A 24302-nucleotide genomic window follows, 5' to 3' on the forward strand; every position below is an offset into this window, starting at 1 on the left:
CGTTTACTCCGCTTTAGCGTCGGCATTTGCTTCAACATTGACGTTAATACCCATATTGGTCAGGCCTTTAACGGTTTCGCGGGTTTCACTTACTTTTTTCTTGGCATCGGCTTTTGCTTCAGCTCGGGCTTCTGCACGGGCCTCAGCTTTAGCAGCGCGCTCCTCTGCTTTGGCTTCTGCTTTAGCAGCACGTTCTGCTTTACGCTCTGCAGCAGCAGCTTCCATTTCAGCACGCTTAGCTTCAATTTCTGCTTTTTTCACCTCAGCTTTCGCATCAACCTTGGCTTTCATTTCTTCGGCAGATGCCTGGCTGTCTGCTATTGCTTTGTCTGCCTTGGCAGGTGCATCGCTTTTGACTTCAGCCTTGGCTTCTACTTTCGTTTCGCTAGAACCGCCAAATAGTTTGCTGAAAAAGCCACCTTCATCCGCGCTTGCAACACCCGTTACACTTACCAGAATAGCTGCGGCTAAAACTTGTTTGCTTGTGCTTGTCATCGGTTTACATTCCTTATTGATTTTTACCACGCCTAAAAGACGATCATTGAAAAAAGTCGGGTTCAATAGCGGGTAAGCTGACATCCAACGATTCCGTCGTTGTTGGTCAGGCTAGCCACAAAACCTATTACTGGTCAGAAGCTTCTGTATTAACGCTGGCGTTCACCTTAACATCTGTCGCGGCTTTCATAGCGGCTTTTTTCTCTGCCATCGCTTCACGCTTGCCTTCCGCCTTGTCTTTCATTTCCTGGCGGCGAGCCTCAGCAGCAGCTTTCTTTTCTTCTGCTTTGGCCTTCATTTCTTTACGACGGGCCTCTGCGGCGGCTTTCTTTTCTTCCGCTTTGGCTTTCATTTCTTTACGACGGGCTTCTGCCGCAGCCTTTCTTTCTTCTGCTGAAGCTTTCATTTCAGCTTTTCGTTCTTCCGCAGCGGCTTTTGTCTCTGCAGAAGATTCTTTCAAGTCGCTGGCAGCATCCATATTACCGTCTGCCTTTAGCTCTCCACCCATGGTGCTGCCGCCATCGGCTGCACTGCCACCAATGCCAATATTGCCAGTCAAGCTGCCACCGGCAGCAAAGACGGTGCTACTGCTCAGTAATGCGGCGATCGCTAAAGCGCTTTTATAATTCATGGTATTCTCCCGTTTGATTTCGTACTTTTTATTGTAGGCAGACATTCTGCGCTAACAAGGCTTGACTGCACAACAATTTCACAGCAAGAAATTCACAGCAGTCAGCTGCCATTCAGCTTGGTCTTAATGCTCCCGAGTAGACCGGAAGTTAACTTCAGGATAACGCTCTTCTGTTAAAGACAAATTAACCCGAGTAGGGGCTAAATACGTCAGATGACCGCCGCCATCAATCGCCAAATTGTCCGAGCACTTACGCTTAAATTCTTCAAACTTTTTAGGGTCGTCGCAATCAACCCAGCGGGCAGTGTAGACACTAATCGGCTCGTACAAAGCTTCAACTTTATATTCATCTTTCAGGCGGTAAGCCACTACATCAAACTGCAGCACCCCAACAGCCCCCACAATTAAATCGCTGTTGCGTTGGGGCATAAATACCTGAGTGGAGCCCTCTTCCGAAAGCTGTTGCAAGCCTCGCTGCAACTGCTTGGATTTAAGCGGATCTTTCAAGCGAATACGACGAAACAACTCCGGTGCAAAATGCGGTACGCCGGTAAATTTCAGCTCTTCACCTTCGGTGAAGGTATCGCCAATCTGGATAGTACCGTGATTGTGCAGGCCAATGATGTCACCCGACACCGCTTCGTCCAACAGCGCCCGGTCACCCGCCAAAAAACTCACCGCGTCCGCGATCTTTACATCTTTACCCAAGCGCACGTGGCGCATCTTCATGCCCTTGCGGTAAGTGCCTGAACAAATACGCATAAAGGCAATACGGTCCCGGTGTTTGGGATCCATATTGGCCTGAATTTTAAAAATAAAACCGCTAAACCCGTCTTCCACAGCCTCGACTTGGCGGCTTTCGCCATCTTTCTCTACCGCTTCCCGAGCCAGTGGTGCTGGTGCCCACTCCACAAAATCATCCAGCATTTCTCTAACGCCAAAGTTGGCCAATGCGGTACCAAAAAACACCGGTGTTTGTTGACCGGCGAGATAGTCCTCCAGAGAGAAGGTATGGCTGGCACCCCGCACCAATTCAATCTCTTCTAGGTAATCCTCATACTCATCTCCCATTAGCGCCTTAGCTTCGTCACTCTCCAAACCCTGAATACGAATATCCTCTGCCACCACTTTGCCTTTACCGGTTTCAAAGACGTGGATGGTATCGGTGTATAAGTTGTAAACGCCTTTAAAGTCCCGGCCCATGCCCATCGGCCAGTTAATGGGTGCGGCAGCAATGCCCAGTACACTCTCAACTTCATCTAGCAGGTCAATGGGATCTCGAATATCCCGATCCATCTTGTTCACAAAGCCAATAATCGGTGTATCCCGGAGCCGACAAACCCCCATCAGCTTAATGGTGCGGGCCTCAACGCCTTTAGCACCGTCAATGACCATCAAGGCTGAGTCTACCGCCGTCAGGGTGCGGTAGGTGTCTTCAGAAAAGTCCTCATGCCCCGGCGTATCCAGCAGGTTTACCACCCGATCTTTGTAGGGGAACTGCATGACCGAGGACGTCACCGAGATGCCCCGCTCCTTCTCAAGACTCATCCAGTCAGAAGTGGCCGATTTGTCGTTCTTCTTGCCCTTGACGGTACCGGCAACCTGAATAAGCTTACCCAGCAGGATCAGCTTTTCAGTAATGGTTGTTTTACCCGCATCCGGGTGGGAGATAATCGCAAAGGTGCGGCGTTTGGCGATTTCATGGTTGGCGGGCTGTGACATGGGCTTGGTCTTTCTCGCAGAACTTTTACTGGGCGAAGCGGCTATCAGCCGATTCAGGGCGAGGCGCGATTCTAAGCTAAATCGCGACATTTTTCATCGCCCGGAAACACCGGGAACCTCTGCCGCAACATTGACGTCGAAGCTCAGTCGTACATTCCCCCAGCAATTTGAGAGGCTCAGGACACAACGCATGGATGGCAAGCCGCAACAATCATCACAAAACACAAGAGGCCGCCACTGGCGCTTATGGCTGATGGTTGCGGGATTTGTGGCCATAACCAGCTTGGGCCTGCTCAGTGTTTATCACCTGTTTGCCGAGCAGTCGCTGCGCTTTGATGCCCGCCTGTTACAGCCCCCTATTATTATATTAACCTCACTATTATTGCTGCTCTACTTCTGTGCAGATGGCTTGCGTCTTTATTACTGTTTAAAAGCACTGGGCTACCCACTGCCTTTGCCGCTGATTTTTAAGCTGGTGTTTATCAATTTATTTTTCTCCAACATTACGCCAATGGCCACGGGGGGCGGCCTGGCCCAAGTGTGGTATTTGCAACGCGCGGGAGTGCCGATAAGCCGGGCCAGCGCCGCAACCGGTATCAGAACCTTGCTGGCCGTGGTGATGATATTTTCACTGGCACCGGCATATTTGCTACTTCAAGACCAATTCGATCAACAAAGTCTGATCAACAAATTTGGGCCGGCACTGGCAGTATTCACTCTGATCTATATTGTTGGCTTGTTAATCGTGGTGCTTCGCAGCCGCTGGTTGATTGCCCCAGCCTCTAGCGCGTTGCATCAATTTCGCCGTCGCCAATGGCTCAGCAAAAGTCGCCACCAGCGACTGCAATTTAGCCTGCGCCGAGGAATACTGCGTTTTTCCCGCAGTTTTGTCGATTTTGCTCAAGGCAGGCGATCAGATGCGGCCTTGGCGGTATTTTGGACCGCCGTGTTTTTACTCAGCCTGTTTAGCATCCCTGCCCTGCTGATTTATGCGCTCGATTACAGCATCCCTTATTTAAACAGCGTTGGTATTGCCCTGCTTACCACCTTTGTTATGTATTTTGCCCCCACCCCCGGCGCGTCGGGAATTTCCGAGGGAGTGTTGGCTGGCTTCTTCCAAAACTTACTCACCCCAGAACATCTTATTCTTGTGGTCATTGCTTGGCGCTTCCTCAGCATTTATCTGGGCATGTTAATTGGTCTGGTCCTGCTGCAGAAGGAACTGGGCAAAGGAGGCCGTCATGGCGCCTCGTAAGCCCCTTAAACTGCTGTTCTATGTCAACGTACTGATTGTCGTGTTGCTGCTGTCCTACAAATTTTATTTAAACTTGATGTTGCCTGACTTTCAGTCGGAACACAGCAAGCAGCTCCAAGCGATTCACCAGCGACTCGGCGACAGCGATCACTTCAGCTTCGCGGTCATCGGCAATATCAACAACTCTGTGGGCATCTTTGAAAAACGCATTATTCCTGCCTTAAACCACAGCGATATCGACTTTATGATATCCGCAGGCAATGCCGTCAGCAGCGGTGGCGAAGATAAATACCGTGCCTTACAAGGCAGCCTCAATCATTTGCAGCGACCGTACCTTTTAAATTTTGGTGAAAACGAATACGACGATTTTGGTAGTTACCGCTTTTATGAGCACTTCGGCCCCCATTTTTTTGATTTTCATATTGCTGACAGTCACTTTATCTTTTTGGATAGCACAGGCAAAACGCCCTGGCAGTGGCAGCGCCTGTGGCTAGAGGATTTACTGAAAAACGACAAAGCCGAGCACCGCTTTTTGTTTGTTGGTCATCCCTTGCTAAAACCCGACAATCCACCATTATTCGACAACAGTGAAAACTACCTACAACCAAAAGCATTTCGAGAAGCACTATTGGGTTTAATTAAAAAACACCACATCGACGCCGTCTTCTCCTCGAATCTCCCCATGCTGGATAAACAACGCATTGGTGACACACGCGTTTTTAATACCGGAGGCGGTGGGGGCCTGGTCATGAATACCGACTCCAGCTTTTACCATTACTTACATGTTAGCGTTGCCCCAGACAAGGTCAGCATCAACGTTGAAGAAATGGCTATTGGTCAGCACGCGGCGTTTAAGCAATTAGAAAGCCTCTGGCTTGCCATTTACTCACTGTTTTATGTTGGGTTTTTAAACTTTATTCTTATCGTTAGCGCACTGACCGTAGCGGCAATAAAACTTCATCACCTTGTATTCGTCGATAAGGATTACTACCCCAACTACGATTTAAATCCCGAACCCTGGCTAAAAAAGCCTTTGCGCATTGCCATGTTCAGCAACAATTACCTACCCTTTATTGGCGGCGTACCACTGTCGATCCAACGGCTAAAGGACGGGCTGACAGCACTAGGCAATACGGTATGGCTGGCAGTGCCTCGCTACCCAAACCACAAACCAGCAGAAACTGACGTACTGCGAGTACCGAGCTTAATCACCATGGGCCAGCGGGCAGAGTTTCGGCTTGCTAATATTTTTCTGTGGCGCACGGTAAAACAGCTTCGCCAATTCAAGCCCGATATTATTCATGTTCACCATCCTTTTTGGCTGGGTTCACTGGGGCTTTTTCTGGCCCGACGGTTGAATATTCCCGCCGTTTATACCTACCACACACGACTAGAGCACTATGCACACTTTGTCCCGCTACCCGGCGCGCTGTTTCGCAATTTAATTTCGCATGCCTTAATTAAACGTTTTGCCAACAAATGTGATGCGGTCATTGTCCCCACCTATTCCGCCGAAGAGTATCTGCGCATGATTGGCGTTAGAGTCGCTATTTTTGTGCAACCCACAGGTATTAATTACCACGCCTTCCAAACTGAGCGCAGTGAATCCAGCCAGCTTTTGCGGGATCAATACGGCATTCGCAACCACAGCGTATTAATCAGTGTTTCGCGTCTATCTAATGAGAAAAATATCGACTTTATGATCGACGCATTAGCCGAGCTAAAGCGCAAAAATAGCACGCCCTTTAAAATGCTAATGATCGGCGACGGTCATCAACGTCAGCGTCTACAAGCAAAAATCGATCAACTCCACTTAAGCGACAACATTATTTTGACCGGCCCAGTTCCCCCGGAAGAAATGGCGCTGCACTACAGCCTTGGTGATATTTTTGTGTTTGCGTCAAAATCCGAAACCCAAGGTATGGTAATTCTTGAAGCCATGGCCGCCGGGCTGCCGGTGGTTGCCGTGCGCTCCAGCGGTATCGACGATGTTGTGCAAGAAGGTAAAAGTGGATTTAAAACGCTGGAGAATCGTCACCACTGGCTACAAGCCCTACAAAAACTGATAGAAGACCCACAACAGCGCCAAGCATTTTCAGAATACGCCAAAACCTTCTCCAGCCAATATTCTGTCAACAATGTTGCTAGCAATGTGAAAGGCATTTACGCCTCAATTCTCGCCCAACGCCAGCAGCAAGCGCAAAAATCTACGCGTCCAAGGGCTTAAAAGACCCATGAAAGCCCCATGGAGGCGGAATAATCACGGCCATAACGCTGGTTCCCTAAAGATGATTCCAGTAAGCTGCAGCGCCCGCCAGCCTTGGCGGGCCGCAATTTGAGATGAATTTATGAGTTTTGCCGCTTTGGGCCTTTCTGAGCCCATCACCCGCGCTGTTACTGAACTGAAATACGATACACCGTCACCCATTCAGGAACAGGCCATTCCCGCCATTATCCAAGGTCGGGATGTTATGGCCGCAGCGCAAACCGGCACGGGTAAAACCGCCGGTTTTACCCTGCCGTTGCTTGAACGCCTGGCCCAAGGTGCGCCAGCAGGCCCCAATCAAGCCCGCGCTCTTATCTTGACGCCAACCCGTGAGCTAGCAGCTCAGGTAGCTCAAAGTGTTGATGTGTATAGTAAATATCTTCGCCTGCGCTCCACTGTCGTATTTGGCGGCGTCAAAATTAATCCGCAGATGATGGCGCTTCGCAAGGGCGCGGATATATTGGTCGCCACACCTGGTCGGCTGCTAGATCTTTATCAGCAACGGGCCGTCCGTTTTGATCACTTAGAAGTACTGGTGCTAGACGAAGCCGATCGCATGCTGGATATGGGCTTTATTCATGACATCCGCAAAATTCTTGCGGCGCTGCCAGCCCGTCGCCAAAACCTGATGTTCTCGGCCACCTTCTCAAACGATATTCGCCAGCTTGCGAAAGGCTTGGTCAACAATCCGATAGAAGTGTCTGTCAGCCCTCGCAACACCACGGCAGAAACCGTTGAGCAGTGGATTGTGCCCGTAGACAAAAAGCGCAAATCTGCATTGCTTTGCCAGCTGGTAAAAGATGAAAACTGGCAGCAGGTACTGGTGTTTTCACGCACCAAGCACGGTGCCAACAAACTTACCAAGCAACTTGATGCCGCCGGTATTCCCGCCGCCGCCATTCACGGCAATAAAAGCCAAGGCGCGAGAACCAAAGCACTAAGCGAATTTAAAGCGAATAAAATTCAGGTGTTGGTCGCTACCGATATTGCCGCCCGCGGCTTGGATATTAGCCAACTACCTCAGGTGGTTAACTTTGACTTACCCAACGTGCCAGAAGACTATGTTCACCGTATTGGCCGCACCGGCCGGGCGGGCGCCAGTGGTCATGCCGTTTCACTGGTCAGTGCCGACGAATACGAGCACCTCTGCTCGATAGAGCGACTGATTAAACAAAGCCTGGAACGCAGAGAAGTAGAGGGCTTTGAACCCGAGCACAGCCTGCCAACGGGCCGCCCGGTAAAAGCCCCCAGCGCGCCCAAAGCCAAACCTCGCCGCCCCCGTGGCAATGGCGGTGCAGGTGGACAAAAAACCGGCGGCGGTAGAAGTGATGGTCAACCCCGCAGCAATCGCGCTGGCAAACCCGGTGCGGGACGGAGCAATAACAGCAGTCCGCGGCAAAACAGATCAGGAAACCGCTAAGTCAGCTGCCAGACAAGCTGGCAACTGAGCAAAATCAGCGTTTGAGCCCGTTAACGAATTTTGCGGGCTCTAAACGATCTTCCCTTCAGCTTACCCTGGGTAAGTTTGCGCAAGGCCTCAGCACCCTCTCTGCGACGCACCGCCACATACGCGCAATTATCAAAGACATGGATTTTACCCACGTCGTCACCCTTGATATCGCCGCCTGCGGTTAACGCGCCGACAATATCGCCGGGGCGAAGCTTTTGCTTACGGCCACCATCCACCTGCAAACACACCATGGGCGGCGCATACGCATTGCCGTCTACATCAGAGGGCAGCGGTAAAAACTCAAGCGTGACACCTTGACCAGTCAGGGCCTCAAGACGGGTAATTTTTTGGGTCTCTCTATCGCCAACCAAGCTACAAGCAAGGCCACTCGCACCTGCACGGCCCGTTCGACCTATGCGGTGAATATGCACTTCTGGGTCGCGAGCAAGGTGATAGTTAAATACCGCATCAAGGGCATCAATATCCAAGCCCCTTGCCGCCACATCGGTGGCGACCAAGACCGAGGCACTTTTGTTAGCAAAGCGGGTTAATATTTGCTCACGGAGCTTCTGATCAAGCTCGCCATGCAAGGCCAAGGCGCTAAAACCAGCTTCTCGCAATGACACGGCAAGCTCATCAGTCTCTTTGCGGGTACTGCAAAATACCACCGCCGACCCCGGACGATATTTCAACAACAATAACTGCAGCGCTTCTTGACGCTGTTCATTGCTACTGACTTTATAAAAATGCTGCTCAATGGTTTTGTTGCTGTGCTGGTCGGTAACGGTGATGCGTGCAGGAGAACGCATAATACCTTCACTTAGCGCTTCTATCTGCTCGGGAAATGTCGCGCTAAACAACAGGGTTTGACGAAGGCTGGGTAGCTTTTTACAGATGGATTCCAGTGCGGGCTGAAAGCCCATTTCCAGCATTCGATCCGCTTCATCCAATACAAAGGTATTGAGCCGGTCAGCCTTGAGACTGCCTTTACGCAAATGCTCTTCAACCCGGCCCGGTGTGCCAACGATAATATGCGCGCCATGCTCCAATGAACCCAGCTGAGGACCAAAGGGGGAGCCGCCACAGAGTGTTAGCACTTTGATGTTGTGAATGGCCCTCGCCAAGCGCCGTATCTCTTTGGCCACCTGATCGGCCAACTCCCGCGTGGGGCAGAGAATAAGTGCCTGAGCGGCAAATTGCTTGACCTCCAGCTTCTGCAATATCCCCAAACCAAATGCGGCGGTTTTACCTGAACCGGTTTTACTCTGCGCAATCACATCTTTGCCCGCAAGAATCTTTGGCAAACTTTGGGCTTGTATGGCCGTCATGTTGGCGTAGCCCAAATCCGCAAGATTGCTCAGCAAGGCAGGATGTAGTGGCAGGGATGAGAAGGATTGGTCAGTCACAACAGATACTCGGAGATGGGTGATAGCGACTAGCCGCCGGGCTAGAACAGAATGTTACTAAACCATATTGACAGCTTCGCTCTTTCAGGCCCTTATTTTCAAGATCAAAAAGCAGGACCAACAAAAAAGGGCAAGACCAATGGCCTTGCCCTTTTCGATTTTTACGCTGCTTCAGATTAGCAGCGACATCGTCTTATACAGCGACGATGTTCTCAGCTTGAGGACCTTTTTGGCCTTGAGTTACAGTGAACTCAACGCGCTGGCCTTCAACCAGAGTTTTAAAACCACTGCCAGAGATTGCGCTGTAGTGAGCGAATACGTCTGGACCAGACTCCTGCTCGATGAAGCCGAAACCTTTAGACTCGTTAAACCATTTAACAGTACCAGTTGCCATAATCTTAATATCCAAAATCATTCAATTGTAATGCCTTTCGGCGGTTTGCGCTGAAGAAGTGTTTCTATTACTTATGAAGATCAGGACGAAGACTACTGGAGGAACGTCAAAATAGTTTGCATAAATATAGGACTTACTTTCAAGCACTGGCAGTATACCCCCCCCTTAGAGCCTGTCAATCACTTTCACTCGCCTATATCGCTGACGCGTGCAAATACCTATAAATCTTCTATGGCACGCATTCCCGCTTCGCACCCGTCCAGATATGCCTCGCCAAACAAGTTGAAATGGTTGAGGTAGTGATAGAAATTGTAGATGGGCCGCTTGATGGCGTAGTGCTCACTCCGGGGATATTCGTCGTCATACGCCTGGTAGAAGCTGGAATGAAAACCGCCAAACATTTCACTCATGGCCAAATCCACCTCCCGGTCGCCGCAATACACCGCCGGGTCAATCAACCAAACCCGGCCATCATCACCACAGAGGTAATTACCCGACCACAAGTCGCCGTGAACCAGGCTGGCGTGCCCGCAGTGGCTATTGAGAAACGCCACCAGCCGGGACTCACAGGCGACAAGGCGTTGCTGAAACCGGTCTCGCAGGCGGGCATCATTAATCAGCGACATTTGATACCTCAAGCGCTGCGCCACGAAAAACTCGCCCCAGTGATCGCTGACGGTATTTGCCTGAGGATTTAGACCAATGTAGTTATCCCGCTGCCAGCCATAGCGCGTCTGTCGTTTGCGGTGCATGACAGCCAGCCCCTTACCCAATATGGCCATTTGCTTAGGAAGACAGCGCCCAGCGGTAATCTCAGTCAACGCCATTTGGCAGCTATCAACTGAGAATACTGTCGGTACTGAAATATCGGTTTCTGCCGTTGCCGCCGCCAATACCGATAGCCCCTCGGCCTCGCAGAATAAGGCGTCGCTAAAACGGCTATTATTTCGCTTTAAAAACATCGCTATTGCATCACATGCTCAAAAATGCAGCTTGTCATTGAAACAACACGATGCCAAATCAGATATTGATCAAATCATTAAACGTTCGTTTCATCATTGACGGCGTTGTCCCTGTCCAACGCTTAAACGCGCGACGAAAATTGCTGCTGTCATGAAAGTAAAGCAGCTCAGAAATGTCATCAATGGACTTACTATTTAACAGCAATTCTACCAACGCCCGCTCCCGTTGATTAGCATCCACCAATGACTGAAAAGACACCCCGTGCTCCTTCAGTCGTCGCTTCAGGGTTGCCGGGCTGGTATGCAAGCGATCGGCACAAGCCGATAAATCAGGCATTGCCCCAAGCGCAGGCTGTAGCAGCTCGCCCATCACATCCAACAAGAATCGCTGATTTCCCTGAACGCGCCGACACTCCTCTTGTACAAAACCCTGTCGAAGCGATTCAATACCGGGCTTGGCGGTATCTACCTCCAAAACCAAACCATCAAACGGCGCTGAAAATTGTGGGGCCAAACCTAAATGCGACAAATACTGCTCTTCAGGATAACGCCCCTCCCCGGTCACAAATACATCGGCAACCCGAAGGTCTTGTCGCCGCTTTAAGGCATGACACAGCGCCGTGGTAACGGCAGTACCGTGAATAGGATCAAGGCTGACTCTGGCAGCAGAACTCAGCAATAGCAGCCCACGCTTGGCAGAGCATGGAATGTATCGACACTTTATTCCCGCCGCCGCCAGCAAACTGAATTGCTGTATCGCTTCCGGAACGGCTATGCCCGTCACGCATTGTAAATAGCCATGCAGGGGGCCAAAGCCATGATTGGCTAGCACATGTCCTAACTGAAAAGGAAAATCCTCCCCCGACCATTCGCTATTGGCATTGTGCAGCAAGCGTTGAAACTGCAAGGCGCTAATCCGCCGACCGATTAAGGGCAGGTCATCAAGAAACAATCCAGTACCCGGCAGCACCTTGTTGAGATTAACCCCTCTGGCGCGACACAGATCCAATACCGTAAGGGGCTGCAACCACGCGGGAATAAGCTCCTGGTGAGCGCCCAGCACATCGCCGCGCATCAGCCCTGTTTCTCTTGTTGAAGCTGAAGAGAGGCCCGTTTAAGCAAGCTGGTGGCATCATCATCCACATTGGGCCGGGTAATATTCAGCCGCACGCCAATCTCGGGTTGTGCGCCAGTTTCCTGACACAGCGCCAAACTCACAGATTGGCTTAACAAGGCATCCAGCGCAGGCCTCAGACTCTTTTCCAACTGAGCTTGCCGACACAGCACCACAAAGCAGTCACCAGCATAGCGACACACCAGGGAGTCGCTAGGCACCGCCGCCACCAAGGTGTGAGCAACCCGATTCAAAATAGCGTCACCCGCAGCAAAACCGTAGCGGCGGTTTATGGCATCAAAATTCTGTAAATCGATCATCCATACCGAAAACGGAGCGGGCTGCTGCAGAGCCAAACGAATAGCATCTCGACAGTAGCTGGCATTATAGAGGTCGGTCACCAGGTCAATATGACGGTGATCTCGGTAGTTTGCTTCTCGCCGGTGCTGCTGACGACCCAGCACTCGCTGCTCCTGACTCAGCGTTAATATCGAAAAGCTGATCACCACCACGGCCAAAGGCGTCACTACCGACTCAAGCTGGCCTCCCCACCCGGCATCGCCAAGGTGGATAAACTCATCCAAGGCGTCCAGATAAAAGCCAATGGATAGCAGAGAAAACCCCAACATTAAAAAATAACTAACGGGGCCAGGGGGCCGCCAGAGCAACGAGAAATACAGCCACGACAATGCCGCGGCCACCACCAAACCCTCGCCCGCCACATCCAGCCAATCGATCTCTGCCCATGTTTTTATGTCACCGGAAAAACACGCAATCAAGCCGATCAACACAAACAACACCGCCAAGCCAAACAAGCAGCGCTGATGCAGGGCAGCGGCCTTTATTGACATATAGCGGGGGTCCGAACAGCTCAGCGAATCTCTTGTTCTCATGGGTGGCGATCTTTTCTTCAGTTAAATTTATGGGGCGATTTTTTATCCTTGGCAAAAAATGCCCAAAAACATCCCCAAAGTGTAGGCAGGCTATGTTTCAAATAAAGGTCATATCAGCTCACAAAGCGGCTGACACCACTTAAAAGCCCTGTTTTCCAGCCGTCTTGCTGACCACTGTCAACGAACGGTCACATCTCTGCATTAGCTTGCTGCGGTAATCCAACCGGCATACCGTTAGCAGGCCCCAATATGAACTTAATCAAAAAACCCCACAGAACCGCCTTACAACTCGCAGCCTCGTCATTGCTCATTATCGGTCTAAGTCCAAATGGCTTGGCCGCTGATAACCCCACTACTGAAAACAAAGCCACCCCTGAGTCAGTGCATGTCATCGCCAAACGAGTGGTGCGCCGCAATCATGTGAACAGCCCTGCACCCAAACTGGTTTACGACAGCGCGTTTTTTCAACGCTTTGAACCTATCTCGGTAGGCGATATGCTCAAGCGGGTTCCCGGTGTCAGCTTTACCAGTGATGTCGGCGAATACGATTTACCCCGTCTGCGGGGCCTGGACTCAAAATATACCCAGGTGCTGATTAACGGTCGCCGTTTGCCCGGCGAAGAAAACAGTGGCGCGATTGCCGTTGACCGGATTCCGGCAGAAATGGTGGAGAAAATTGAAATTATTCGCAGCCCCAGCAGTGATATTGCCAGCCAAGGTATTGGCGGCACATTGAATATCATTCTGAAAGAAGGCGCGAAATACCAAGGTGGTGTATGGCGTGTTGGCGCGGTCCATATGGACGAAACCGATGGCAGCGGTTTTATTGGTTTTACCGGCGTAGAGGGCAACACCGAATATAGTCTCTCAGCCAATATTCAAGAGCGCTACAACCCCAAAGAAAAAATCTCCAGCGCCGTAGAAGAAAACGAGCGAGAAGACACCGTCGAATCAGATACCCGAGACAGTCGAGATGCTTCACTGGCCGGGGATATCAGCTTTAAGATTGCAGAGGGCCAAAAGCTCAGTTTTAATCTTTTTTATGTCGACACCGAAAGAGAAGAGGTCGAAAAAGTCCTGGTCTCAGCCTTTGAGCGTGACGATGCGAACAGTCCATTTAACCTTGACGAACAGAGCAACGAATACCAGCTGGAAGAAATCGAGCAAAAAAATATTAACGTCGGTAGCGAATACCAGATAGAAACCGGCAGTGGCACCCTGACTTTATACGTCAGCAGCAACCAATTTACCGAAGATAAAACCGAAACCAACAGCGAGTCAGACATCGGTGAGCCCCTGGAGCTGGATGAACGGGAAATTATTGATATCGACGATAGCGAACAGCGCTATGGCGTAAAATGGGAGTTCGGCCAAGGCAAATTAGAAACCAAACTTGGCGCAGAGCTTTCTACAAAAGAAAGAGAATTTTCTTCCGTCGTATTCAATGACGAAGGCGAGCTGGACGACGAGAACGATGACTTTGCCGACTTTGACGCCACCACAGACGGGATCGATATCTTTGCTACCAGCCGCTGGAGCTTAAGCGAAAAATTTGAAACGGAAATTGGGGTTCGCGGTGAATTTCGTAAACAAGATATTCGCGGTGCCAATTTTGATGGCTCGGTTTCTCGCAGTGATGAAGAAGAACTGCAGTGGAGCCCCAGCGCGCATTTGCGCTGGCACCTAAGTGAGCAAAATCAAGCGAGATTGAGCATTGCCAGAACGGTGCGTTACCCTGAATTTGACCAGCTCAACCCCGTCACTCTCACCATAGACGACGAAAAATTTCAGGGTAATCCCCAGCTTGATCCAGAGACCGCATGGGGTGTCGACCTGGGCTTTGATCATTTTATTGGCGACAAGGGTGTAATGGGACTCAATGTTTTTTATCGCAGAATTGATGATCTAATTGAACTAACCCAGCAAGAGATTAGTTCGGGCGGAACGGAGTTTGACTTGATTCGCGCCATCAACAATAACAATCGCGGCCGCATCACCGGCATTGAGTTTGATGCCAGTAGCCCCATGACCTTGCTAGCACTGCCTAATATGCAAGGTTTTCTCAATATCAGCTATTTGGACTCCGAGATAGAAGATGCCTTTCTTGAGGGCGTAGAACGGCGGTTTAGCGGCCAAGCCAAGTATGTTTTCAATATTGGCTTTGAACACGAATTGCCCAACGTCAATATGAGCTACGGCATGAGCTACCAGCGCCAAGGCGACAGCGAAGAATTTGAAGGCGGTGAAGTAAATCGAATTAGCTACGATGGCAACCTGGAGCTGTTTATCGAAAAACGTTTTGCCAATGGCGACTACGTATTGCGCTTATCGGGTCAAAATTTACTGGACGCCGAAAAACGCGAACGCATTCGTGAGTACGATGACGGCGACGCTTACCGCGCTGGCGAGCCTGCAAGCAGCGAGACCGAAGTAGAAGAAACCAGTCCCGCCATCATCCTGACGCTCCGAGGCCGTTTTTAAGCCAAGGTAATTAACTGACCAGGGCTGCCAATGGCATCGGCGGCCCATCAATCACCAAAACGAATAGAGCTGCAACCATGAATAAACACCTTACTGGCTATATTGCCATCGCACTGAGTTTGGGTCTGAGTGCCTGCGGAACAAATACCTTAAACAACTCTAAGCAAGACGTATCCCGCTTTGATTTTGATGACAAACAAATCATTATGATTAGCCCCAGCGGTGACAAAACGCCAGTTTGGCGTAGCGACACCGAGATTGAAGCACTGGCTCAAAGCGGTAGCACTTTAATGTGGGGGCAGGGAGAATCGCCGGAGCTATGGAAGGGTAAGCCCTCTCAAGGCCTCGTTAACGGCGTGAAACTTGCCAGCCTAGACCATGACATCGACGCCATTTGTTTTGCACCCATAGAAAAAGGCGTCGAGGATGTGTTTATCAGCGATGGCGATGGTCGAATTTTTCATTATTGGTTACGTGATAAAGCAAGCCCCGCACTTATCCCCGTCAGGCAACTGAACAGCAATCCGGATATTAAATCCTGCGTGCTGAGTGAATCGCAGCTTTATTTAAAAGACCCTTACCTGGGTGTGTTAAAGCTAGACCGCAATCCAGAAAATGACGGCATTTTGCGCCCCGCTAATCATACGGCCGATAAAGCCTATGCCGCAGCACTTAAGCGCGACGAGATAAGCGCTAGCACAAGACTAAAGCCAAACAACACTCTTCCCCACGTCATCGCCAACATGGAAACTACCTCGGTTGAGAATCATGGTGATGCCGCCGACGATCCCGCCATTCTGGTTTGGCAGGACAGCAGCTTTTGGATTGCGGGCACCGACAAGCAGCGGGGGCTCAGAATGTATAACCAACACGGTGAGCAAATTCACTTTCAACCACGGGGACGTATTAATAATGTCGACGCGGTGGCACTGGACTCAGATCGTTATTTGCTCGCCGCCAGCAACCGTACCGCAAAAAGTATAGACCTCTACATTGCCCAGCAATCAAACAACCAGCTCAAATTTTTAAGAGCCATCCCACTTACCCTGGATGATCCCTATGGCTTATGCATGGGAAAAGACGCCCTAAGCAATATTAACGTCTTTGTCGGTGACTCAGAAAAAGTGGTTGAACATTGGCGGCTCAACAAAACGGCAACAAATCAGCAACGCCTGCACAGCTACCACTTTGACTCTCAAACCGAAGGCTGCGTGTATGCCACAGATGAAAATGTACTTTATGTCGGTCAGGAAGATAAAGGAATCTGGCGCATTGCATTAGACGATAAAGAAAAAAGCCTGCTAGAAAGTATCGAAACCGGCGACCTAATAGCCGATGTTGAAGGTCTTGATATTTATCACGACCCACAACGCGGCCCCTTGCTTATTGCCTCCAGCCAAGGGGATGACAGCTATATCATCTACAGCATCAATCCCTGGCAGCAATTATTGAAATTTAAAATTGGCCCCGACTATCTACGGGGCATTGATGGCAGCTCAGAAACCGATGGACTTGCAGTCACTAGCCTGCCACTAAACGGCTACCCAAAAGGCGTACTCGTCGTGCAAGATGGTCGTAACCGCAGCCCCCAAGCCAATCAAAACTTTAAGCTAATAGACTGGCAAAAATTAGAGGCCCTGCTACCACCTATAGCGTCACCCACTGTAAGCAACTAGCGCTTTCAAGCAGGCAAGACCTACTCTCTACAGAGCGATAGCCGTCGCTTTAATACAGTCTTCATTAAGCCCCTGGCGCACCAGGGGCTGGTCTAATTCCTGCATATTTTATTATCACGCTGCGGGGACAACTATACGACTACAAACCCCGCGTTAAAAAGGAGAGCCGTTAGGAGTCGCCACGGTGAGTAACACCGCCTCCACATTACATTCCCTCGATTACGTTGTAATATCCACTTATGCCCTTGTGGTTATTGCTTTGTGCATCAAATTAACCCGTCGCGCTCCTGATATGGAGGAACTTTTTCTGGCCGGGCGTAGCCTTGGCCCGGTGGTGATTGGCCTATCTCTGTTTGCGTCAAATATCTCATCAACAACCCTTATCGGCCTTCCTGGCGCTGCTTGGGAGCACGGTATTTCGGTAGCCAATTACGAATGGATGGCCGGGCTGGTACTCCTTTTCAGCGCATTTTTTGTTGCCCCCGTATTTATTCGCCAACGAGTCACTACCGTACCCGAAATTCTTGAACGTCGTTTTGATCCAAGGCTTCGCAAATACCTTTCGGCAACATCCCTTTTTTTGAGCGTGGTTTTAGATACCGCAGGCAGTCTTTACGCTGGCGCCTTGGTGTTAATGCTTTTTGTACCGGGTTTAAGTCTCGGCCCTACTTGTGCGGTCATGGCGTTATTTGCCGGCGTCTACACCGCCGCTGGTGGCCTTAGAGCCGTTGCCTATACTGATGTGCTGCAAGCCATCGTCTTGTTACTGGGCTCCGCGGTACTCAGCACCTTGGTTTTTGCCCAGTTTGATTACAGCTGGCAGCAAGTTACCGCCGCTGTCGATGCCAAGCACATGTCGTTAATTCGGCCTTTAGATGACCCCGCGCTGCCTTGGCTCGGCACCTTAATCGGCCTGCCCATTCTCGGCTTTTATTATTGGACCATGAACCAATACGTCGCCCAACGTTTGCTGGGGGCAAGAAGCACTGATGCTGTAGCCAAAGGCGCCCTACTCGCTGCTGCCTTAAAATTGCTACCGTTATTTTTAATGGTATTACCCGGCGCCATGGCCGCGGCCCTGTTTACCGACCTTGACCGCGCCGACACAGTCTTTCCTAGATTGATCAGCGAATTTGCCCCACCAGGGATCGCAGGCTTGATGCTGGCAGGATTAATGGCTGCCATTATGTCCAGCGTTGACTCGGCACTCAACTCCGCCTCAACCTTGTTTATGGTCGATTTTGTAAAACCAAAAAAACCTGAACTCAACCCGGAACAAATGGCCCGCTGGGGACGCTACACCACATTAACGCTAATGGTTTTAGCGGCGATATGGGCACCCGCGATAGATAATTTTCCCGGTCTATTTGCCTATTTGCAGCAGGCCTTTGCCTACGTCACCCCGCCACTGGTGGCGGTGTTTGCGGTGGGCTTTATCAGTCGATCCGTTTCAAGCAATGCAGCATTTAACGGGACTATTTGTGGCCATGCTATTTCGCTTGTTCTTTTTATTGGCGCGCAACTCGACTGGCATCGTATTCATTTCACCATTGTGGCGGGCTTGCTGTTTGCGCTAACTGTACTGGTTATTTATCTTTTTCAATGGCTGTCAGCACAAAAACCCCGTCAAACCCAGCTTGAGATAACGAGCCAACAAGCAGTACCTATATCAGCAAAAAACAAAATAATGGCTGCTCTCATCACACTGCTGACATTAGCCATGCTTATTCTATTTTGGTGAATTGTATTTCTTACGGACAAAAAAAGGGGTCGCAGACGCGAACCCCGAAAACTCAAAACTGAGCATAAACCATAGTGGAGACTTCCCGCTTAGCAAGCTTTGTTGCAGCCGTTTGCTAAAGCATAAATCTAGCTTACGCCCCGCAAGACAAACAAAGAATAGCGCCTGTGTGTCATAGAAAGAAAAAGCAGCTAAGCATCTTCGTTTTGAGATGCAAGTCTCAAAATTCTGTCCGATAAAATAAATACTCTTTAACCCCCCTGAGCGGAGGCGCATCAACCTCCCCATTCCTCGACGTTAGCCGAAACCTACCTTTAAGAGCTTTTCATATCGCAATTACCGCAAAGTTTATTAGGCATCTGACCGAGCCGGAAACACTAGACCCAGGCTCAAGGCCGGGGTGACAACACAGTGATGCATTAGCCATGCCTTCAACTTTTGGGCTTGAAACACATTCACTCCCAAATTTTCTTACACACCAAGCCATTCCGGACTTTTAAGTCGGGATCCAGCAATACCACCATAACTCCCTTGTAGTTGAAGCCATCCAGCACAGAATTGCATATAAAACTGTCAGGTTTGCTGGTAAGTCACTAGCTTCCATGACTCTGAAGCTCGATAAAAGCCGCGGCAAAAATATGAGTGTGGCATTAATCCATTCGATAACTGTTGATGCTGCTAAATACGTCAACTCCCAAATTTTATTAACCGCCAGGTCATCCCGGCCCTCCGAGCCGGGATCCAGCAGTACCACCCCTTGTAGCTGAAGCCATCCAGCCCGGAATTGCATATACCACAGTCAGGTTTGCTGGTAAGTCACTAGCTTCCATGAAGCTGAAGCTCGGCAAAAACCGAGACAAAAATACGATAGTGGCATTGCTCATTCCATAACTTTTTATGCTGCTAAATACGTCAACTCCCAAATTTTATTAACCGCTAGGTCATCCCGGCCTTTTGAGCCGGGATCCAGAAATACCACCATACCCCCTAGAGGAGGCCATACAGCATGGAATTTCTATACAAAAATTCTAAAGCTTAATAGTAAGCAGCTAGCTTCAGTGAAGCTGAACTTCGGTAAAAGGCAACGGCAATAATAGATTTTTCCATTACTCAATAGCCAAGATTGGCGTTGTTCAGTGCTTCTACACCAAGCGTTGCCACACAAATTTACAGAGGTAATGCTCGTGGCATGACACTGCATAACGTTAACGCTCCACCGACTTCACTTTTATAAATGTCGCGCACAAAAAAAGGGGTAAGTTACCTTACCCCTTTAGATTGCTTAAGCGATGAAACGTGTTTAGCCGGGAATAGGAAGCAGATCTAACAAGCCTGGCAAAAGATCGGTAAGAAAACTCAAGCCAGCTGCTGGATCTTCGGGGTTAAGAATACCGGCCAAGGCATCAAGGCCGCCTTCACCACCGCCCAAGGTTTCAATGAGCCCGGTTATCACGTCCTGAGGATCTTCACCCAAACCTTCCAAAGCATCGGTCAACACATCCAGTCCAGCGGTTGGATCGCCGCCGCCAAGATCGCCAAGTAGGTCAGCAATCACTTGTTGTGGATCTTGCCCTAGCCCCTCAAGTGCATCACTTAACACACCCAAACCAGCCAAAGGACCTTCTTCACCACCCAGTGCATCAAGCAGCCCAGTAATAGCGTTCTGAGGGTCTTCACCCAGGCCTTCAAGTGCATCAGTTAGCACATCCAAGCCAGCCAAGGGACCTTCTTCACCACCAAGCGATTCAAGCAAGCCAGCAATAGCGGCCTCAGGATCTTGACCAAGACCTTCAAGCACATCGGTTAACACGCTCAGACCCGCCAATGGGCCCTCTTCACCACCCAATGTTGCTAACAGCTCAGTAATAGCCTGCTGAGGGTCTTCACCAAGAGCATCCAACAAGGTGTCTAAACCGCCGCTAGGATCATTGTCACCCAACAGCTCCAACAATGTTGCCAAGCCAGCAGTTGGATCATCGTTGCCAAGCAGATCCAGCAGATCAGCCAGTTGCTCTGGGAACAATTCTGCTAACTGCTCTGGATCCAAGCCATTTTCAATAGCTTCCGCTAGCGGCTCAGGCAAGAAGCCCTCACCTAATAGCTCGGTCAACAACGCAGGGTCAATAGCAGATGGATCTTCTGGCGCGTTGGGATCAAGAATTACCCGCTCTGCAGCAGTACAAGCTTCATAAACATAGATTGCTTCATTGAGATCTACGGTCAGCACCTGCGCATCAACAACCAAATCAACCCGGTCATAATCGCTAGTGCTGATAAAGCCCAGCAGGTATTTGGCCTCAGAGGTCGTGGACTCCAAGTCAGGGAAAGCATCTGGGTCAACTGGGAATTGACCTACAAAACCACCCTGTGCGGAGTTGCTCTGCACAACACCTTGACCAAGTAGAGCAATAGAGGTGTTTTCATTCACCCCTGCACCCTCTTGCTGCACATCATCCAAGTAAGTTCTAACGGTGAAGTTACGTAACAGGCTCAAATCCACTGTGCCGCCGGGTACGGTGACAATAAAGCCGACTACTTGACCAGCCTCAACAGCTTCAGGGAAGTTGACCTGTAGGGTCTGTGAACCTGTCAGATTAAGACCACCATCACCTAGCAAGGCGTCCAACAGACCAACGTTATAGTTAACGATGGCGAACGAGTCGAGGTCATTATCAATCGCATTGTCAGGAGATGTAACGCCACAACCTTCCACCAGAGGGTCAGTCAACAAGTCAGTCAGTGTACAAACCAGACCCGTTTCAACTGCTGTCACGGTAGTGCCAACAGGTGAGCCTGCGGAACACTGGAAGTTGGAGGCAATTGCCGCCACATCACAGGCATCGCCGACACCGTCGCCATCACTATCCTGTTGATCAGGATTAGGCAGCGGGCAGTTATCTACATCGTCATTGACGGTGTCATTATCTGAATCGTCATCACAGACATCACCGATACCGTCCTGGTCGTAATCGGTTTGGGCTTCATTGGGGACAGTTGGACAGTTATCAACATCATCAATAACGTTATCACTATCGCCATCACCTTCACAGGCATCGCCTAGTTCTGTATTGGTTCCTGAATTAGTTTGATCAAAATTCGGCACAAACTGGCAGTTGTCTGAGGTATCCAAGATGCCATCTGCATCATCATCAACATCACAGGCATCACCTTGTGCGTCACCATCGGCAAAACCGGCATCGGTATTAGTTTGGTCGGTATTAGCATCAGCGGGGCAGTTATCCGCTCCGTCAAAAATGCCATCGTTATCCGAATCGTCACAGGCGTCGCCAATACCATCGCCATCAAATTCATCTTCTTGACCAGGGTTAGCGGTCATCGGACAGTTATCGAAGTCGTCCTCAAACAGGTCGCCGTCTTCATCATCCTGACAAGCATCACCTTGGCCTTCACCATCAGTGTTGGTTTGGTCTGGGTTAGCAACCAATGGGCAGTTATCGGCATCATTTAATTCGCCGTCACCGTCCTTATCTTGGTCACAAGCATCGCCCTGCCCATCCATATCAATGTCGCTTTGAGATGCATTGACATCTGCAGGACAATTATCGAATGGATCTAAAACACCATCGTTATCCGAGTCGTCACAGACATCGCCAATACCATCCCCATCACTATCATTCTGGTTGGCATTAGGCACGGTTGGGCAGTTATCAAAACCGTTGGTTAAACCATCGCCATCGCGGTCTTCCTGACAAGCGTCACCAGTACCATCGCCGTCTGAATCTGTTTGGTTAGGGTTGGCAACCAAAGGACAGTTATCAGGTTCACCGTCGTTGACGCCATCGCCATCGTCGTCGGTATCGCAGGCATCACCCGCGCCATCGCTATCGGTATCACGCTGATCGGGGTTTGGCACCAAGGGGCAGTTATCTACCGCATCAACAATGCCGTCACCTGCGCCGACGTCGCTGTCATCACAAGCATCGCCGACACCGTCATTATCCACGGTGTCTTCTTGACCGGGGTTGGCCACCAGCGGGCAGTTATCCGCAGTATCGTCTACGCCGTCACCGTCAAAATCGGTTTCACAAGCATCGCCGACACCATCATTATCAGTGTCAGTTTGCAGCGGGTTAGAAACCGCAGGACAGTTATCCGCATCATCATCTGCACCGTCACCGTCGTCATCACCATCACAGGCATCGCCTAAACCATCATTGTCAGAGTCGGTCTGGGCTGCATTGGCCGCGCTGGGGCAGTTATCGCTCAGGTCGAAAACCCCATCAGAATCGGAGTCGTCACAGGCATCACCAATACCATCGTTATCAGCATCCAACTGATTGTCATTGGCTATTAACGGACAATTGTCGGGCACATCATCATTGACACCATCGCCGTCATCGTCCGTATCGCAGGTATCACCAACATCGTCGTCATCCGTATCACGCTGATTGGTATTGGCATCGGTTGGGCAATTATCGATGTCGTCCGCAATACCATCGTCATCGGCATCCAGAAAATCACAGGCATCACCAATGTCATCATTATCTGCATCAGCTTGGTCTGCATTGACAATGTTTGGGCAATTGTCTTCGCTATCAACTACACCGTCGTTATCGGTATCAGTTGCCGCTGGCGGTGGTGTTGTGCCACCACCGCTATCATTATCCGCGGAATTACACCCCACCAACTGCAGGCTGAGCGCGCTGGACATTAATAGCGCAGCGATAAGTTTACTAAGTTGCATTTCCTGCTCCTCGACTTCTTTTCTTATCTAGGGATCAATCGCAATTCGACGCGGCGGTTAGCCTCGCGCCCGGTTGCGGTAGAATTATTAGCTATTGGTGAGGTCTCGCCATAGCCCCGAGCAACCGTACGTCGGGCTGCAATACCATTGCGAATTAAAAAAGCGCGAACAGATTCGGCCCGGCGCTGGGACAACTGCAGGTTATACGCAGCCGCACCGACATTGTCGGTGTGTCCGGCAATTTCAGCATTCAGATTGGGCTGGCTTTGTAAAAAAGCCAACGCCGCGCCCAGAATATTTTTGGCGTTGAGGGTTAACTCTGCAGAATTGGTTTCAAACGTGACGTTATCGATATTAATGGTCTGGCTTTCGATAACACAGCCTCGAGCATCGACCCGGGCTCCCGGTAACGTATTCGGGCAGTTGTCACGACTATCTTCCACACCATCGCCATCACTGTCGACTCGGCGGGCGGGGACTTCTTTATAAACGACTTTCTCAACGACTCGCTCTCGAGGCTGGGGACGAGATGTTTCACCCAAGGCGACTTCTAGTCCAACCGCGCCGCGCACATCACCCATGCCATCTAAATAGTCGTCGTGAATGTACCGTACTTCGGCTCGATAACGCAGCCACTTCAGGTTAAAGAGTCGACCAACAAAGCCAGCACCGACGTTGGCATAAAAGGAGTCTTCATCTAAAGAGTCAGGAACCACGTCATTACTTACGCCACCAATACCACCTAAGATAAACGGCGTAAAAGACTCTCTATCACCAAAGCTATAGTGCAAATCCAGGCCACCACCACGCTGGTAATAATCACTACCTTGGTTATCACCCGTTTCAAAAACGTTGTCGAAGTAGATGCCTTCCACGTAAAGATGATCGGTCAGGGGATACCCCAAACCAATCTGCCAGCCGTTGTTGCTGGATTCGGTATTTCGATTGGAGTCGACTTTAGTCAGACTACCCATCACAAATAAATGAGGGCGGGCAATATCGCTGGCCGCCATCGCAGGCGAGGACAAACCAAACATGCCAATTAAGGCAGCAAAAAGAACTCTCCGCATTGTAACCCCTAGCTATAGTTTTTTTGTTATCGCGATGGCGT

General features: G+C 50.2%; 16 protein-coding genes. 6 read left to right on the forward strand and 10 right to left on the reverse strand.

The window, feature by feature from the left end; translation table 11 throughout:
• Positions 1-3: 3 nt before the first annotated feature.
• The 3 genes from IMCC21906_RS16485 to IMCC21906_RS15930 form a co-directional block, all read right to left on the reverse strand.
• The gene (locus IMCC21906_RS16485) at positions 4-561 is read right to left on the reverse strand and encodes a hypothetical protein (RefSeq protein WP_156166072.1); all 558 of its coding nucleotides are present in this window, start codon (positions 559-561) and stop codon (positions 4-6) included.
• Positions 562-622: 61 nt separating this feature from the next.
• Positions 623-1126 (reverse strand): hypothetical protein, encoded by a 504-nt coding sequence (locus IMCC21906_RS16490; protein ID WP_156166073.1) that lies wholly within the window; start codon positions 1124-1126, stop codon positions 623-625.
• 123 nt (positions 1127-1249) lie between these two features.
• Entirely contained in the window at positions 1250-2848 is a 1599-nt protein-coding gene (locus IMCC21906_RS15930) for a peptide chain release factor 3 (RefSeq protein ID WP_047013514.1), read from the reverse strand.
• Here IMCC21906_RS15930 and IMCC21906_RS15935 point away from each other — a divergent pair.
• The 3 genes from IMCC21906_RS15935 to IMCC21906_RS15945 all read left to right on the forward strand — a co-directional run bounded on the left by IMCC21906_RS15935 (position 2817) and on the right by IMCC21906_RS15945 (position 7789).
• Positions 2817-4103 carry a lysylphosphatidylglycerol synthase transmembrane domain-containing protein gene (locus tag IMCC21906_RS15935; RefSeq protein WP_197085921.1) on the forward strand — a complete coding sequence of 429 codons (1287 nt, stop codon included), beginning with the start codon at positions 2817-2819 and terminating at the stop codon, positions 4101-4103. The two genes, IMCC21906_RS15930 and IMCC21906_RS15935, sit on opposite strands and share 32 nt — an antisense overlap.
• On the forward strand, positions 4090-6330 hold the full coding sequence (locus IMCC21906_RS15940) for a glycosyltransferase (RefSeq protein WP_047012983.1): 2241 nt from the start codon (positions 4090-4092) through the stop codon (positions 6328-6330). Before IMCC21906_RS15935 ends, IMCC21906_RS15940 begins: the two co-directional genes overlap by 14 nt.
• A gap of 121 nt (positions 6331-6451) precedes the next feature.
• A complete protein-coding gene (locus IMCC21906_RS15945) occupies positions 6452-7789 on the forward strand; it encodes a DEAD/DEAH box helicase (protein WP_047012984.1) in 1338 nt (445 codons plus the stop codon).
• Positions 7790-7839: 50 nt separating this feature from the next.
• Here IMCC21906_RS15945 and dbpA read toward each other — a convergent pair whose 3' ends face one another.
• The 5 genes from dbpA to IMCC21906_RS15970 form a co-directional block, all read right to left on the reverse strand.
• Positions 7840-9225: an ATP-dependent RNA helicase DbpA gene (gene dbpA, locus IMCC21906_RS15950; protein ID WP_047012985.1), complete on the reverse strand. Its 1386-nt coding sequence runs from the start codon at positions 9223-9225 to the stop codon at positions 7840-7842.
• 193 nt (positions 9226-9418) lie between these two features.
• Complete coding sequence (locus tag IMCC21906_RS16740; protein ID WP_369795803.1) at positions 9419-9640, reverse strand: cold-shock protein; 222 nt, start codon at positions 9638-9640, stop codon at positions 9419-9421.
• A gap of 197 nt (positions 9641-9837) precedes the next feature.
• The gene (locus tag IMCC21906_RS15960; RefSeq protein WP_047012987.1) at positions 9838-10581 is read right to left on the reverse strand and encodes a fructosamine kinase family protein; all 744 of its coding nucleotides are present in this window, start codon (positions 10579-10581) and stop codon (positions 9838-9840) included.
• Positions 10582-10639: 58 nt separating this feature from the next.
• Complete coding sequence (locus tag IMCC21906_RS15965) at positions 10640-11656, reverse strand: helix-turn-helix transcriptional regulator (RefSeq protein ID WP_047012988.1); 1017 nt, start codon at positions 11654-11656, stop codon at positions 10640-10642.
• Positions 11656-12546 (reverse strand): GGDEF domain-containing protein, encoded by an 891-nt coding sequence (locus IMCC21906_RS15970; protein WP_047012989.1) that lies wholly within the window; start codon positions 12544-12546, stop codon positions 11656-11658. The genes IMCC21906_RS15965 and IMCC21906_RS15970 overlap by 1 nt, the downstream gene beginning before the upstream one ends.
• A 291-nt stretch (positions 12547-12837) precedes the next feature.
• On the opposite strand from IMCC21906_RS15970, the gene IMCC21906_RS15975 reads away from it, so the two are divergent.
• The 3 genes from IMCC21906_RS15975 to IMCC21906_RS15985 all read left to right on the forward strand — a co-directional run bounded on the left by IMCC21906_RS15975 (position 12838) and on the right by IMCC21906_RS15985 (position 18486).
• On the forward strand, positions 12838-15069 hold the full coding sequence (locus tag IMCC21906_RS15975; RefSeq protein WP_052763594.1) for a TonB-dependent siderophore receptor: 2232 nt from the start codon (positions 12838-12840) through the stop codon (positions 15067-15069).
• 77 nt (positions 15070-15146) lie between these two features.
• Positions 15147-16745, forward strand: coding sequence for a phytase (locus IMCC21906_RS15980; RefSeq protein WP_047012990.1), 1599 nt, complete (start codon positions 15147-15149; stop codon positions 16743-16745).
• A 184-nt stretch (positions 16746-16929) separates the two neighbouring features.
• Positions 16930-18486 (forward strand): sodium/solute symporter, encoded by a 1557-nt coding sequence (locus IMCC21906_RS15985; RefSeq protein ID WP_047012991.1) that lies wholly within the window; start codon positions 16930-16932, stop codon positions 18484-18486.
• A 1300-nt stretch (positions 18487-19786) separates the two neighbouring features.
• Here the strand turns inward: IMCC21906_RS15985 and IMCC21906_RS16495 are convergent.
• Entirely contained in the window at positions 19787-23191 is a 3405-nt protein-coding gene (locus IMCC21906_RS16495) for a thrombospondin type 3 repeat-containing protein (RefSeq protein ID WP_052763595.1), read from the reverse strand.
• A gap of 23 nt (positions 23192-23214) precedes the next feature.
• Positions 23215-24261 (reverse strand): OmpA family protein, encoded by a 1047-nt coding sequence (locus IMCC21906_RS16000; protein WP_052763596.1) that lies wholly within the window; start codon positions 24259-24261, stop codon positions 23215-23217.
• Between the last annotated feature and the right edge of the window lie 41 nt (positions 24262-24302).

Source organism: Spongiibacter sp. IMCC21906 (assembly GCF_001010805.1).
GTDB lineage: Bacteria > Pseudomonadota > Gammaproteobacteria > Pseudomonadales > Spongiibacteraceae > Spongiibacter.

Excerpts from the sequence above, each read along its gene's own strand:
- IMCC21906_RS15945 (WP_047012984.1), top strand. The coding sequence starts at position 6,452 with ATGAGTTTTGCCGCTTTGGGCCTTTCTGAGCCCATCACCCGCGCTGTT.
- IMCC21906_RS15960 (WP_047012987.1), bottom strand. The coding sequence starts at position 10,581 with ATGTTTTTAAAGCGAAATAATAGCCGTTTTAGCGACGCCTTATTCTGC.
- IMCC21906_RS16495 (WP_052763595.1), bottom strand. The coding sequence starts at position 23,191 with ATGCAACTTAGTAAACTTATCGCTGCGCTATTAATGTCCAGCGCGCTC.
- IMCC21906_RS15975 (WP_052763594.1), top strand. The coding sequence starts at position 12,838 with ATGAACTTAATCAAAAAACCCCACAGAACCGCCTTACAACTCGCAGCC.
- IMCC21906_RS15930 (WP_047013514.1), bottom strand. The coding sequence starts at position 2,848 with ATGTCACAGCCCGCCAACCATGAAATCGCCAAACGCCGCACCTTTGCG.
- IMCC21906_RS16000 (WP_052763596.1), bottom strand. The coding sequence starts at position 24,261 with ATGCGGAGAGTTCTTTTTGCTGCCTTAATTGGCATGTTTGGTTTGTCC.
- IMCC21906_RS15940 (WP_047012983.1), top strand. The coding sequence starts at position 4,090 with ATGGCGCCTCGTAAGCCCCTTAAACTGCTGTTCTATGTCAACGTACTG.
- IMCC21906_RS15980 (WP_047012990.1), top strand. The coding sequence starts at position 15,147 with ATGAATAAACACCTTACTGGCTATATTGCCATCGCACTGAGTTTGGGT.
- IMCC21906_RS16740 (WP_369795803.1), bottom strand. The coding sequence starts at position 9,640 with ATGATTTTGGATATTAAGATTATGGCAACTGGTACTGTTAAATGGTTT.
- IMCC21906_RS15970 (WP_047012989.1), bottom strand. The coding sequence starts at position 12,546 with ATGTCAATAAAGGCCGCTGCCCTGCATCAGCGCTGCTTGTTTGGCTTG.
- IMCC21906_RS15965 (WP_047012988.1), bottom strand. The coding sequence starts at position 11,656 with ATGCGCGGCGATGTGCTGGGCGCTCACCAGGAGCTTATTCCCGCGTGG.
- IMCC21906_RS16490 (WP_156166073.1), bottom strand. The coding sequence starts at position 1,126 with ATGAATTATAAAAGCGCTTTAGCGATCGCCGCATTACTGAGCAGTAGC.